General features: G+C 70.8%; 13 protein-coding genes. 10 read left to right on the top strand and 3 right to left on the bottom strand.

Translation table 11 applies throughout. The annotated features are described in order from the left end of the window. The first annotated feature begins 474 nt into the window (after positions 1–474). Genes ACWCXX_RS24850 through ACWCXX_RS24885 form a run of 8 tightly spaced genes read left to right on the top strand, consistent with a single transcriptional unit; the run spans position 475 to position 8,870 of the window. Positions 475–936, top strand: coding sequence for a hypothetical protein (locus ACWCXX_RS24850; RefSeq protein WP_451130761.1), 462 nt, complete (start codon positions 475–477; stop codon positions 934–936). A gap of 2 nt (positions 937–938) precedes the next feature. Then, entirely contained in the window at positions 939–1,223 is a 285-nt protein-coding gene (locus ACWCXX_RS24855) for a hypothetical protein (RefSeq protein ID WP_451130763.1), read from the top strand. 2 nt (positions 1,224–1,225) lie between these two features. Continuing rightward, positions 1,226–2,017: a hypothetical protein gene (locus tag ACWCXX_RS24860; protein WP_451130765.1), complete on the top strand. Its 792-nt coding sequence runs from the start codon at positions 1,226–1,228 to the stop codon at positions 2,015–2,017. Beyond that, the gene (locus ACWCXX_RS24865) at positions 2,014–3,501 is read left to right on the top strand and encodes a hypothetical protein (RefSeq protein ID WP_451130767.1); all 1,488 of its coding nucleotides are present in this window, start codon (positions 2,014–2,016) and stop codon (positions 3,499–3,501) included. The genes ACWCXX_RS24860 and ACWCXX_RS24865 overlap by 4 nt, the downstream gene beginning before the upstream one ends. After that, positions 3,498–4,946, top strand: a complete 1,449-nt coding sequence (locus ACWCXX_RS24870) for an SCO6880 family protein (RefSeq protein WP_451130769.1) — start codon at positions 3,498–3,500, stop codon at positions 4,944–4,946. The genes ACWCXX_RS24865 and ACWCXX_RS24870 overlap by 4 nt, the downstream gene beginning before the upstream one ends. 36 nt (positions 4,947–4,982) lie before the next feature. Continuing rightward, positions 4,983–6,545, top strand: a complete 1,563-nt coding sequence (locus ACWCXX_RS24875) for an ATP-binding protein (RefSeq protein ID WP_451130771.1) — start codon at positions 4,983–4,985, stop codon at positions 6,543–6,545. After that, positions 6,542–8,281 (top strand): type IV secretory system conjugative DNA transfer family protein, encoded by a 1,740-nt coding sequence (locus ACWCXX_RS24880; protein WP_451130773.1) that lies wholly within the window; start codon positions 6,542–6,544, stop codon positions 8,279–8,281. The genes ACWCXX_RS24875 and ACWCXX_RS24880 overlap by 4 nt, the downstream gene beginning before the upstream one ends. Then, positions 8,271–8,870: a DUF4913 domain-containing protein gene (locus ACWCXX_RS24885; protein ID WP_451130775.1), complete on the top strand. Its 600-nt coding sequence runs from the start codon at positions 8,271–8,273 to the stop codon at positions 8,868–8,870. Before ACWCXX_RS24880 ends, ACWCXX_RS24885 begins: the two co-directional genes overlap by 11 nt. 70 nt (positions 8,871–8,940) lie before the next feature. Here ACWCXX_RS24885 and ACWCXX_RS24890 read toward each other — a convergent pair whose 3' ends face one another. Continuing rightward, on the bottom strand, positions 8,941–9,258 hold the full coding sequence (locus ACWCXX_RS24890) for a hypothetical protein (protein ID WP_451130777.1): 318 nt from the start codon (positions 9,256–9,258) through the stop codon (positions 8,941–8,943). Between the two features lie 75 nt (positions 9,259–9,333). Here ACWCXX_RS24890 and ACWCXX_RS24895 point away from each other — a divergent pair, with 75 nt between their 5' ends. Continuing rightward, entirely contained in the window at positions 9,334–10,164 is an 831-nt protein-coding gene (locus tag ACWCXX_RS24895) for a hypothetical protein (RefSeq protein ID WP_451130779.1), read from the top strand. 183 nt (positions 10,165–10,347) lie between these two features. Here the strand turns inward: ACWCXX_RS24895 and ACWCXX_RS24900 are convergent, their stop codons facing one another. Both ACWCXX_RS24900 and ACWCXX_RS24905 read right to left on the bottom strand, forming a co-directional pair. Beyond that, entirely contained in the window at positions 10,348–10,851 is a 504-nt protein-coding gene (locus ACWCXX_RS24900) for a hypothetical protein (protein ID WP_451130781.1), read from the bottom strand. A gap of 70 nt (positions 10,852–10,921) precedes the next feature. Then, positions 10,922–11,650: a hypothetical protein gene (locus ACWCXX_RS24905; RefSeq protein ID WP_451130783.1), complete on the bottom strand. Its 729-nt coding sequence runs from the start codon at positions 11,648–11,650 to the stop codon at positions 10,922–10,924. A 369-nt stretch (positions 11,651–12,019) separates the two neighbouring features. On the opposite strand from ACWCXX_RS24905, the gene ACWCXX_RS24910 reads away from it, so the two are divergent. After that, positions 12,020–12,553, top strand: coding sequence for a hypothetical protein (locus ACWCXX_RS24910; protein ID WP_451130785.1), 534 nt, complete (start codon positions 12,020–12,022; stop codon positions 12,551–12,553). Positions 12,554–12,604 lie beyond the last annotated feature (51 nt).

Raw genomic sequence — 12,604 nt, forward strand, 5'->3', positions numbered from 1 at the left:
ACTGCTTGTTCACGTCGCGCCTGTTTGACCATGAGGTGTGGCGCGGATTTCGGTGGAACCCCAGGTGCGGGCCGGTGTGCCGGTCAGTCGGGCTGTGGTGGCCCGGGTTGGGGGCCGGTGTGGTGGCTGACCGGGCCGCACGGGCTTAAGTTTGCGTAACGAAACTGTAAGAGTTGCCGTGGTGGCGTTCGCTTCCACTGTCGGGTCGAGCTGTTCTTCGAGCGTGTCCGATGGAGGGTGAATTCACCGGGAATATGCCAGCGGCACTGCCTGTGGTGCCGGGATTTTCCCGGGAAAGCAGGGAGGGGGAGGCCGCTTTGCGTACTGACGGATCCGGCATCCATCCCCCTCAACTGCAAAAAGTGACTACGCGTTGACAATGAGGCACGCTAGCCTCCACAGTCACGGGATTCTAAGGGAAGTGGCTGAAACGCAGGCGCAAATAGGGGGGGTTGCGGCGTGATCGCCCAATCGGTGACTTCAACTGCGGGGCTCGGTGTCCCGGTCGGGCCGCGCTATGCGCTGATCCCCGTTCAGGGGTTCAGCATTGCAATAGCGACCGTTGCCCGGATGCTCGACGGGGCGGGTGACGGCGCGCACGCTCGCGTCCTGGCCCCCGGTGAGCATCTCCCGTACGGGGCCCAGCCCGTTCTGCTCGCCGACACCACCGTCTACGGGGCCACCCGGGTCGAGGACATGCTCCAGCACTGGGGCTCCCTGCCGAGGCCATGGCTGGTCCTGGCCTCCGACGCCCCCGCCCGCCCGGCGCCCGAGGCGCGCTACCTGGTGCGCGCGCTGGAAGGGCGGCTGGCGGGGGTGGCGCGGGTGCCCTACCTGCCGGTTCTGCGTGTGGTCAAGGGGCCCGAGGAGGCCCTGGAGTACAAGGACGTCCAGGCCGCTGCCGAGAAGCTGCGGCGCACGATGGAGGGAAAATGATCATGGGTGCGAAGGTGATGGTGCTGGCGGGCCTGATCCCCGGGGCCAAGCCGACCCGGATTCCGGGCATGTCCGGTCCGGTGACCACCCTGCTCGGGTATGGGCTGTGGGGAGTGGTCCTGGCCGGTGTCTTCGGGACCGGGGTCGGCATCTTCAAGCTCGCCACCTCGGACAAGAGCCGCGGCGGCGGAGGCAGCGAGCCGTTCAAGTGGATGGGCGGCGGGGTGGGCGCCATCATCTTGTCCGGATCCCTGATCTCCATCCTCAACGGCATTGCGGGGAGCTGACGATGGCACGCACAACGGGGATCTGGGGCACGAAGACGAAGTGGGCCATCGGCGGACTCGGCGCCGCCGTGGTCCTGCTGACGGGCTACGCGATGCTCGGCGGCGACGACGAGGAGACGGCAGGGGAGAAGGGCGGGCGCCCGGCCGCGTCCAGTTCCGCGACCCCCTCCCCGGGATACAAGGCCCCGGACGACTGGACCGAGCCGGAGCGGTGGGCGTCCCTCCCGCGGGGGAAACGCACCGACGAGCACGGCAGCGACGTCGGCTTCGCACACACCACCGAGGGCGCCGCGGCGATGCTCGCCGCCGCCAGCTCGACCTCGGTGGACAGCACCAGGACGATCACTGACGAACAGCTGCGCTTGTACCACTCGTACGTCGGCCAGATCGACCGGTCCGACGACGCAGCCGAGCGGGTCAAACTGGCCGGCGCGGATGCCGACAAGGCGCTGGCCCGGGAAATGGGCGTGCGCGCCGGTCAGCCTCTGCCGCCCGGCGCGTACGTGCGCAGCACCGTGGTCGCCTACCAGGTCATCAAGTCGTCCGCCGACCAGGCCGGGCTCTGGCTGCTGTCCAGGGTCGTGCAGAGGAACGGGGAGACCGCGAAGGAGTCGAGCTCCTACACCCGTTCCCTGGTCGGTGCCGAGTGGGAGGACGGCGACTGGAAATTGACCTCGACCTCGACCGCCGAGACCCAGCTCGCCGTGCGGGGGCAGGACGAGCCCAAGATGGTCGCCCCGGGGGACGCCGAGTTCAACGCCGCCGGGTGGACCGCCATCCGTGAGGCGTCGTGAAGCGCCGGATCGCTGCGCTCCTGGTCGCCCTGGCCGCGGTGCTCGGCCTGGCCGTGGCCGCGCCTGCGCCCGCCGCCGCCGACGGTGTGATCGGCGGCGCGGCCAAGGTCGCCTGCAAGCTCGGCCCGGGACCGCTGGCGGCCGTGGTCATGGAGCTCACCGACAGCACTCTGTGCGACAAGGTCGGCCAGGCCACGGAGAAAGCGGTCAACAAGGCGTGGGACGCGGTCTGGGACAGTGCCCTGGGTGATGTCATCAAGTCGGCCGGGGACGTGGCCAAATGGCTCCTGAAAAAGGTGCTGACGGTGGCTCTGTTGGGGCCGTCGGTCGATCTGGCAGGGATCGGGCTGTTCGGCAGAGACGCCACCTTGGCGGGCATGCTGGTCTGGCTCGGGCTGGTGATCGCCGCATGCGGGGTGACATGGCAGATGGGGAAAATGGCGGTCACCGGGCAGGCCAAACACATCTGGCGCTCGGCCGGCGGCTGGGTGGAGAACATCTTCCTGTCCGCATGCGGGGTGGGCATGTTCGCGATCCTGCTGAAGGCCGGGGACGCCCTCACCAACGGACTCGTGGAAGCGGCCTTCGAGGACGACGGGAAAGCTTTCGAGCGGATCATCACGGTGATGGTGCCGATGACGGTCGCCAACCCGGTCACCCTGGCCGGGGTCCTGGTGATCCTGCTCCTGGTCGGCTTCATCCAGCTGGTCATGGTGTTCCTGCGGCAGAGCGCCATCCCCATCATCTGCCTGCTGCTGCCCGTGGCCGGAGGCGGCCGGGCCGGGGGTGACGCCACCCGCCAGTGGGCCCCCAAGCTCATCACGGCGGGGCTCGTCATCGTGGCGTACAAGCCGATCCTGGCGGTCATCGTCTGCACCGGCTTCACCGAATTCGGGCACGCCGCAACGCTGACGGAGTGGTTGCGCGGCTGTGCCACGCTCCTGCTCGGGATTCTCGCGCCCGGCCCCCTCACCCGGATCTTCGCGCCCTTCGGTGCGGCGGTCGGCGGAGGAATGGCAGCCGGCGGAGCCAGCGGGGCGCTCGGTGCGGCCGCCGGGTTCTTCGCCGGTGGCGGGAAGGGCGGAGAGGGCGGCGAGGCGGGGCCGGACAGCCCCGTGCAGCACGCGCAGTTCGTCGCGCAGAGCATGCCCAACCCGGACCCGGATCCGGACCCGGATGACCCGGACGACCCGGACGACCCTCCGCCCTCGGGTGGCGGTGAGCCTGGTAGTCCCGCCCAGATGCAGGCGGCCCGCAACGAGTCGTCGGCCCAGCTGCCCTCCCAGACACCGGCCGGGCCAGAAGGGATGGGCGGGGTCACCACCGCCCAGACCGGTACCCAGGCCGGGGCGAGCACCGAAGCGGGAGCGGTCGCGGGACCGGCCGGAGTGGCGGTCAGCGCGGGCATCCAGGTCATCGACGGCGTCAACGACACCATCCAGGGGGCGTCCGCGGAAATCGGATCAGGGGGCACACAGCAATGAGTACGCACGAGGTACCCAAGGCGCTGATGGCCAGCGGCTTTCGGGTCCGGCACAGCTACGGGTTCGGCCGCCTGTCGAAGTCGGCGACACTGACCGGGGCCTGCGTCCTGGTGGGCGTGGGATTGGTGGGCACGCAGCAGCCGATGACGCTGCTGGTCACCCTGCCGGTGACCGGCGCTTTGCTCGGCCTGGCCGCCGCGCGCCGTCACGGGATGTCCGCCCTGTCGTACTACTGGGCGCAGTTCGCGTGGAAGCGGGCCACCCGCGCCGAGGCGACCCTCTTCCGCCGGGTGCTGCTGCCCCACCCCTACGCGCTCGACCTGCCCGGGGTAGGGGCGTCCTCCACCCTGATCAAGGCGCACGACCCGAACACCGGGCGCCCGGTCGGGGTTGTGCACGACCGGGCCACCGGCCGGATGACGGTCACTACCCTGCTGGCTCCCGGCGGCAGCCTGATGGCCCCGACCGGCACCGTGCAGAGCGGTCTGCGGAACTGGTCGTCGGTGCTCGACACGATGAGCACCGACGACCAGATCAAGGGCGCGAGCGTGACCATCCAGATCACCCCGGGCGCCGGGGAGGCGCTGGGTGACGACGTGAAGGCCCGCAAGGACGCCCGTGCCCCCCAGCTGGCACGGGACCTCGTCGACGAGCTGGTGCGCACCACTCCCCGAGCCACGGCCAGCATGGCGCCGTGGATGTCGGTGACGGTGGACCCCAGCGCATCGGTGAACCCCCCCACCGACCTTGCCGAGCAGGTCGCCGAGACACTCAAGGCGGTCTACGCGATCGACCTGTCCGGCACGGGCACCGACATCCAGCGCCGCGCCACCGACGTCGACCTGCGCCGCCTGGTGCGCGGCGCGTACGACCCGGACACGTTCAACTCCCGCAACGAGGACTTCTCCGAACTGTCGTGGTCGGAGTGCGGGCCGCAGGCCGCCGACGACGGGTGGGAGGAGTACGCCCACGACGGGGCGGTGTCGCTGTCGTGGGTGCTGCGGGAGATGCCGCGGCGCCCGATCCCCTACAGCGTGCTGCTGCCCCTGCTGGCCCCGGGCCGGTTCCAGCGGCGCATCACGCTCGCCTACCGGGTGCTGGACCCGCACGAGGGCGAAGCGGTGCTGGAACGGGAGATCGACAACGCGACCAACCGGGCGCGGGCGACCGCGGAGGTCAAGGGCCGTGCGAAATGGTCGCAGAAGGCCGACATGCAGAGGGCGGAACAGGCCGCCGCGCAGGCCGCCGGAGGGGCGCAGGTCGTCGACTGGACGCTCATGGTGACCATCACCGCCCGCCGCACGGCCGACCTGCCCGCCGCACGCCAGGAGATGGACCGTGCGATCAAGGCGATGCGCGGCATCCGGATGCGCCCCGCCTACGGGGCCCAGGCCGCGGTGTTCGCCGCGGGGCTCCCGCTCGGCTACAACCCGCTCGTGAAGTAGGGACGTTCGTTCATGGCACGGAACAAACCGCCGGCGGTGACCACGCCGAGACGGGTCACGGCGGCGAGCGAGCAGCCCGCCACCCGCCAGGAGCGGGAAGCGGCAAAGAAGCTCCGCAACCGGTTCGCCCCCCGCATGGGGTGGGGCGGCCGGTTCAGCGGGCGGGCGCCGGTGGAGGACACCGGCACCGTCTACACGGGCCCGACCACACAGGCCGGTGCGATCTACCCGTTCCTGCTCGGGGCAGGGCTCCCGCCCCACGGCGTGCCCGTGGGGCGGGACGTGCTCACGGGCGAACTCGTGTGCATCGACCCGTCCGGCTGGACCGGACAGCTGACGACGAACCCGGGCGTGTGGGTGATGTCCCAGCCCGGCGCGGGCAAGAGCGCCCTGGTCAAGCGGATCTGCCTGGTCTACGCCGCCTACGGGCACATGGTGTGCATCCCCGGCGACGTCAAGGGCGAATACAGCACCCTGGTCGCCGAGCTGGGCGGGTCCGTGGTCCGGATCGGCGACGGCATCGGCCGCATCAACCCGCTGGACTCCGGCCCCCTGAAGGGGCAGGTGCAGAATCTGCCCGCCGGCCGCCGCGAAGCGCTGCTCGACATCCTCAACGGCCGCCGCCTGGAGACGCTGGTGGCGCTGCTGTCGACCAAGCACGGGCTCGGCCGGACCCCGGACGAGATCGAGCGCTCCGCACTCGACACCGCCGTCCAGGTCGCCGCCGCGGCCCAGGACCCTGCCGACGACCCGGTCGTCGCGGATGTCGTGCAGGTGCTGCGGGCCGCCCCGGAGGAGCTGCGGGCCAAGCTCGCCGCCAGCGGCGACCGCTACCAGGACCTGACGCGGTCGGTCATCGCCGGGCTCGACAACCTGATCGGGGGGCCCCTGAAGGGCCTCTTCGACGGCCCGACCACCACCTCGCTCGCCCTGGACGCCCCCGCCGTCTCCGTCGACATCTCTGCCCTGCGCGCACGGGGCAACGATGTGCTCTCCGCCGGGATGATCGCGACATGGGCCTACACCTACAACAGCATCGACTCCGCCCGGTCCATCGGGCTGCTGGACCGCAAACTCGTTCTGCCGATGGACGAGATGTGGCGGGCCCTGCGCTCCGGGCCAGGCCTGGTCGACGCGATGGACGCGATCTCCCGACTCAACCGCACCACCGACGACGTCACGATCTACGTGACGCACTCCCTGCTGGACACCGAGGCCCTGCCCACCGAGACCGACCGGGCCAAGGCCCGCGGTCTGATGGACCGCTGCGACACGTGGGTCATCGGGGCCTCCTCAGCGGAGGAGCTGATGCGGGTGACGGGCAAGCGGTCACTGACCGAGCAGGAGCGCATGATGATCGCGTCGTGGTCGTCGGCGACGTCCACCGGCCTCGACATCGATGGCTCGGCCCACCGCGGGGACGGCAACGGCCCGGAGGAGGACGGGGTCCGCCACCCGGGCCGAGGAAAGTACCTGATCAAGATCGGGACGCGGCCCGGGATCGCGGCCGCACTGGAACTCACCGCGACCGAGCGGCGGTTGTACCACACCGACAGCAACCGCCGCAGGGCGACGACCACCGGGGGTGGCGGACGATGATGACGGACAGCGACCGGGCATGGGCGTTCGGGGGCATCCTGGGCGGAGGCGCGGTGGTCCTGGGCGCGTCGAGCTGGGCCGGGGCGGCGGCCGGCGCGGTACTGACCGGTGAACCGGTCGCCCCCGCCGCCCCGCTGACGGTCTACCGGATGGCCACGGACTGGTCGGCGGTGTGGCCGCACTCCCAGACGGCCTCGCTCGTCGGAGCGTCCCTGCTCGACGTCGTGGTCGTCGCCCTCGTCGTCTGGGGACTGCGAATCTCGTTCCGGTGGTTCCGCAATCCGTCGAGCCTGGCCACCCTGTACCAGGTGCGCGAGCTCACGCCCCGGCACGCCGCACGTGCCGCGACCCGGCTGCGGGTCTCGCTCCGGGAGGCCGACCCCAAGCACATCCCGGCGAAGGACCGGGGAGTGCTGCTCGGCGATCACCTCCCCTCCGGGGTGGAGCTGCGCGGCAGCGACGAGGACACCTACGTCGCCATCATGGCGCCCCGCGCGGGCAAGTCGACCAGCCTCGCGATCCCCGTGGCCGAGGAAGCCCCCGCGGCCCTGCTGATGACCTCCAACAAGGCCGACGTCTACGCCGCGACCCTCGCGAGCCGGGCCAGGGTGGGGCAGACCTTCCTGTTCGACACCCAGGGCGTCGCCCAGGCCAATCGGGAGGTGTGGATCGACCTGGTCGCCCTGGCCGAGACGCTGGAGGGATCCGAACGCCTCGCCAGTCACTTCGTCAGCCAGATCACCTCCGAGCAGGCCGATCCTTTCTGGTCCCAGGCCGCCGGAGACCTCCTCACCGGCCTCTTCCGGGCCGCGTGGTGGGAAGGGGCCACCGTCCGCGAGGTCATGAAGTGGCTGTCCGACCCGAAGGAGAAGGCGCCGCTGCGGGTGCTGTACCGGCACGAGCCGGTGCTCGCCGAGCAGGTGGACTCCTCCATCAACATCGCAGAGGAAACCCAGTCGGGCATCTACCAGAACGCCCGCACCGCCATGAGTGCGCTGCGCGACGAGAAAGTGCTCGCGTGGGTCACCCCGGACAAGGACCGGGCCCGTTTCGACCCCGAGCACTTCGCCACCAGCAAGGACACCCTGTACCTGCTGTCGAAGAAGGGCGGCCCGTCGTCGGCGCTCGTCGCAGCGGTCGCCGACGCCGTGTTCACCGCCGGCGCCGAGGCGGGCGAACGCCACGGCGGCCGCCTGCCCGAACCGATGCGCGCCGTGCTCGACGAGGCCGCGAACATCTGCAAGATCGCCGACCTGCCCGACCTCTACAGCCACCTCGGATCCCGGGGCATCACCCCGTTCGTGATCCTCCAGTCCTACCGCCAGGGCGTGAAGGCATGGGGCGAGGTCGGCATGGACGCCATGTGGTCCGCTGCGACGAAGAAGGTCATCGGCGTCGGCATCGACGACGCCAAGTTCGCCCAGGACATCAGCTCCCTGACCGGCGCGCACCACGTCGAGCGCGGCTCGTACTCCAAGAGCAAGGACGGCGGCAGCCGGTCCTGGTCCGAGCAGCGCGAGCAGGTACTCGACCCCGCCGAGATCCGCGCCATGCGCAAGGGGACAGCACTGCTGATGTCCACCGGCATGCCGGTCGCGCAGATCGGACTGCGGCCCTGGTACGCCGAGCAGGCCATGGCGCACATCGGCCCGCAGATGAAGGCCGAGGAGAAGGCGATCACCGAGCGCGCGGTCGTCGCGTACGAGGAACGGCAGGCGGCCCGCCGTGAACGATGAACCGGACAAGGGTCCGGAGCTGAATGTGCCGGTCGGCATGTTCGAGGACATCGAAGACCTCAAGGCCCAGGTCGCCAGCCTGACCGCCCTGGTCAAGAAGCTGACCGGGGACGCGGAAGGGGAGCCGGGCGAGGCCTCCGCCGACGAGGAGGAGACGGCCGGCGGGGAGGCTGCTGCCGAGGAGGGCGACGAGGAAGAGGAGGAGTGGCAGTACCCGCCGTTTATTTTGCTGCTCGACCCGCCGGAGTACGACGACGAGCTGCGGGCGCTGATCGAATGGGTCGAGGGGGTGCTGGTACCCGGCTACCTCGCCGAACCGTCGGCCGATGCCCGCTGGTGCCACCTGTGGTTCGAGCACCCCGTGGCCATCGCCCGGCTGCACGCGATGTGGCTGGCCTGGCAGGAGCTGACCGACCCGGCGTCCTGCGGCTACACCGGGCCCTCGGTGTGGCACCGCGACCACCTGGACCCCGCCCTGCGGGAACTGCGCAGCTCCACCGGCCCGTTCGGGGGCTGCACCAAGGGAGAACACCAGGTCGAGCACCGCATGCCCGGTCTCGTCCCCAGCGCCTGGACGCACGCCGACTGACGCAGAGCCACAAGGGCGGGCCGCCAGGACGGAACTTCCCCCGGCGGCCCGTCGGCGTTCGTGGACCCCGCTACCGGCCGCCGATCGACCGGATCACCGCAGCTGCGTCCCGGTTGCTCCGCAGGGACACATCCGTCGCGAGGATCGCCAGCTTTCCGGCCATCCCCATCAGCATGCTCGGCAGGATGCACTCCGGATCGGAGCCCGCCGCGGCGATCCGGACGTAGGAGTTCTCCAGCTCGCTGGAGAACTCTGCCTCCAGGTCGGCGCCCTGCTGTTCAGGGGACCGGGCCTCGGGGACGACGAGGTGCTCGATGCTGCGGTCGGCCATGAGGACGGCCAGTCGGGTGCATTCCTCCACCCGCCACCAGCAGGCCGTATCCGGCACGAGTTGGAGCAGCGTGCCGCCAACTCACCCCAGAATCTCACCTCTTAAGAGGTGAGATTCGGATAGGGTGAAGCCATGCCTACCGAAGCCGTCGCCGTCATTCCCGAGCCCGCACCCGCCCCGTCCCTGGAGGTCGTACCCGACCTGCCCGCCGAGGTGACTGTCGCGAAGATCGCCGCCGGAATCACCTCCGCCCTCGTGGAGGCCTGGGATGCAATCCGCGCCCGCCACACGGACGTACCCGAGGCCGTCATCAGCATGGCCACCGGCGGCCGCGCGAGCGCGGTCGAGCTGGCCCACTTCGCGCCCCGCCGGTGGCGGCTGCGCGAGGGCGACGACGTCCACCACGAGGTGTTCGTCACCGCCGAGTCACTCGCCGACGGCGCCCCCAAGGTCTTCGGATACCTCCTGCACGAGGCCGCCCACGCGGCCAACGAGGCACGCGGCGTCAAGGACTGCTCGGCGAGCCAGTACCACAACAAGGAGTTCCGGAAGACGGCCGAGGCCATGGGGCTCGTCGAGCGGCCCGATGTCAGCGAGAAGTGGAAGAAGAAGTACGGGTTCGCCGGTACGGAGCTGGGGGACGAGGCGGCGCAGACGTACGCCAAGGAGATCACCGCGCTCGACAAGGCGATGCGCGCCACCCGCACCCCCGAAATCGTCGGCACCCGCAGCCGCGGCGGCGGCAAGGGCGGGACCACCAGTGACTCGGACACCGACGACGCCAGCGGGAGCGGCGAGGTGCCGACCGGGAAGAAGGAGAAAGAGAACCGCAACTACGTCAAGGCGGTCTGCCGGTGCGAGCCGCCCGCGGTCATCCGGGTCTCCCCGAAGACGCTGGAGCGCCGCCGCATCATGTGCGGGGAATGCCGGGAGGACTTCACGCTGGAAGACCCCGCCGAGTAGAGCCGGTTGTTCTGACCAGACAGCTTTCGGCCCCGGTCACCTTATCGAGGTGACCGGGGCCGAAAGCTGTCCAGGGAAGCCGCCGCGACAGAGCGTGCCCGGGCGGCGACCCGGAGACGGCGAAGGGGGTTCCGCCCACGGGGCGGAACCCCCTTCGCCGTCATGCCGGTTCGGGTGCTGCTCTCACTCGGTGGTGTCGGGTTCCGGGTCGGGGACGACGGTGAGTCCCACACCGGCCCAGCCCTCGACGGTGGGGTCCGCGTCGGTTTCCCACCAGCGGGCGACTGCGTCGTGCAGGGCGTGGTCGGCGGTGGGGCCGAGGCTGCGGAGGTAGTCGGTGAGCCGTTCCTCGTCGATGCCCCACTTGGTGCCGTAGAGGTTCTCGTCGTAGGGGATCGGCTGTTCGCGCACGAGGTGGAAGGCGTCGGTGACCTCGAAGTAGACCGCGGGCACGTTGCCGGCGACGCCGGGGGTGATGAGGGAGCCGTTGAGGATGTCGGCGATGCAGTTGGCCTGGTTGAGGGTGAGGCGGATGCGGCGCAGTTCGGCGGCGAGGGCGTCCTGCCACAAGGAGAGCTCGATCTTGGCCTGGAGGTGGGGGCTGCCGGTGTTCATACGGTGGTCGCGGTCTTCGAGCCAGGCGGCGGTTGTCTCGGAGACGCGGGTCTGGATGCGGGTGTCGGCCATGGGCGGGGTCCCTGCTTTCGACGGGTGGGGGAGGGGCAGCGGACGGCCGCCCCCTTCTTGGGTGCGGGGGTCAGTCGCCGTAGGCGCGGTGGCCGCTGCGGCCCATCTCCAGGACGCGCTGGCGCACGAAGCGGACGGGGACGGTCAGCTTCAGGGGGCGGTGGCGGCGGCCGTCCTCGGGCCGGTGGACGAGATAGCGGGTGCCGGGGCGCCACTCGTGGGCGTCGGGAAGGTTCTCGCTGCCCTTGCCGTCGTGCGCGCGGGTGGTCTCGATCGCGTAGATGTCGCCCTGACGCCGGACCCGCCGCCCGCTGGTGCGGGCCTTGGTGACCTCGGCGGGTTCCATCCACTCCAGTGCCTTGGCCAGGGAGGTGATGGTGCCGGGGACGCGGACGGCCCAGGGGCCCGCGTCGTCGGTGCCGTAGACGTAGGCGAGTTCGACGTGGCGGGAGCCGAAGGCGCGGGAGTAATAGCGCCACCCCGAGGCCCGCAGGAGCATGGTCCCGGTCGCCTTGTCGCGTTCGGTGATGGACAGGGTGTCCGCGACACGGCCCTTCTCGCCCTCGATGTAGGTTTCGCCGCCGCGCCGCGCGATCTCGGCGACGGCCTGCCGGGTGAGCCTGACGCGGAGCCGGTCGGCGGGGGTGGGGCGGGTGGCGGGGACCGGGGCCGGGCGGTTCTTGGCGCGGGCGCGGCGGAGGTTGTCGATGGCGGTCATCGAGCGCCGGCCGGGCATGTCGTGCTCGGCGAGGTAGGCGGCCAGAGCCCGGGAGTTGTGCACGGGTACGGTGGCGTTCATCGGGGGAGGTCCTTTCTCCGGTGAGGGGCGGTTGACGGCGGGTCGCATCGGCGTCGGCCGCCCCGTTGCGTTCGGTGGGAACGGGGCCACCCTGACACAAGCCGGATACAGGTGTCTACAGATGTATCCGGTCGTGTCGGGCGGCCATTCCCGGCCGGGCGGACCGGCCTCTGGCCCTCGGGCGCCGGGAAGGTGCAGGTGGGGTCCCTGCCGGGAGGCCGCGCACCGACGGCGGGGTGCGGCGGCCGGGAAGGGGGATCCGATGGTGCCCCTGACTCCTTTTCACTCTTCCGGGTGACGCCTCCTTGACCATGGCGTTGTACGTACAACACTATGGGGGCCGTTGCTCGACGAGAAAGGGACATCCCGATGGACACCACCGCTGCTGCCGCCGCCGCGAACGTCACCGTCGCCACCGTCCGCGGCTGGTGCCGTGCCGGTGTCGTCGCTGCCGCCAAGACCGCCGGCCGGTGGGTCGTCGACGCCGCCTCTCTCGCCCGCTGCGTCGAGATCGGCGCCCGCCGCACCGGCCGCAGGGCCCGGACCGTCGTTCTCACCGCCGAGCTCCTCGTCGCGATCGGCGGCCGCCGCTGGCAGAAGAACGGCATGGACCGCGTCTACCTCAACGACTGGGAGCAGTACACCGGGATCGACGTCTCCCGGTACGGCACGGGCAACATCTGCGGGGCGACCCTGGACGGCCGAGACATCGCCAACGGCCGCGCCACCCGGGCCCTGGACGCGATCGAGAAGGTCTGGTTCGACACCGCGGACGGTCGCCTGCACGCCCGGCACTACGGCGCCGACGCCCACGAGATCCGCTTCCTGGACGGCACCCGCACCACCGTCGACCTCGTCGCCCGCGTCTTCAGCGGCATCAAGGTGGCCGTTGCCGCGCTCTGATACCCGCCCGCCGTCCGCCACCGCACGTTCCACGACAAGAAGGAGCCACCT

This window comes from Streptomyces sp. NPDC001732 (assembly GCF_053596315.1).

Bases quoted from the DNA above. Each gene is read 5' to 3' on its own strand.
- ACWCXX_RS24855 (WP_451130763.1), top strand. From the start codon at position 939: ATGGGTGCGAAGGTGATGGTGCTGGCGGGCCTGATCCCCGGGGCCAAG.
- ACWCXX_RS24860 (WP_451130765.1), top strand. From the start codon at position 1,226: ATGGCACGCACAACGGGGATCTGGGGCACGAAGACGAAGTGGGCCATC.
- ACWCXX_RS24870 (WP_451130769.1), top strand. From the start codon at position 3,498: ATGAGTACGCACGAGGTACCCAAGGCGCTGATGGCCAGCGGCTTTCGG.
- ACWCXX_RS24880 (WP_451130773.1), top strand. From the start codon at position 6,542: ATGATGACGGACAGCGACCGGGCATGGGCGTTCGGGGGCATCCTGGGC.
- ACWCXX_RS24895 (WP_451130779.1), top strand. From the start codon at position 9,334: ATGCCTACCGAAGCCGTCGCCGTCATTCCCGAGCCCGCACCCGCCCCG.
- ACWCXX_RS24900 (WP_451130781.1), bottom strand. From the start codon at position 10,851: ATGGCCGACACCCGCATCCAGACCCGCGTCTCCGAGACAACCGCCGCC.
- ACWCXX_RS24905 (WP_451130783.1), bottom strand. From the start codon at position 11,650: ATGAACGCCACCGTACCCGTGCACAACTCCCGGGCTCTGGCCGCCTAC.
- ACWCXX_RS24910 (WP_451130785.1), top strand. From the start codon at position 12,020: ATGGACACCACCGCTGCTGCCGCCGCCGCGAACGTCACCGTCGCCACC.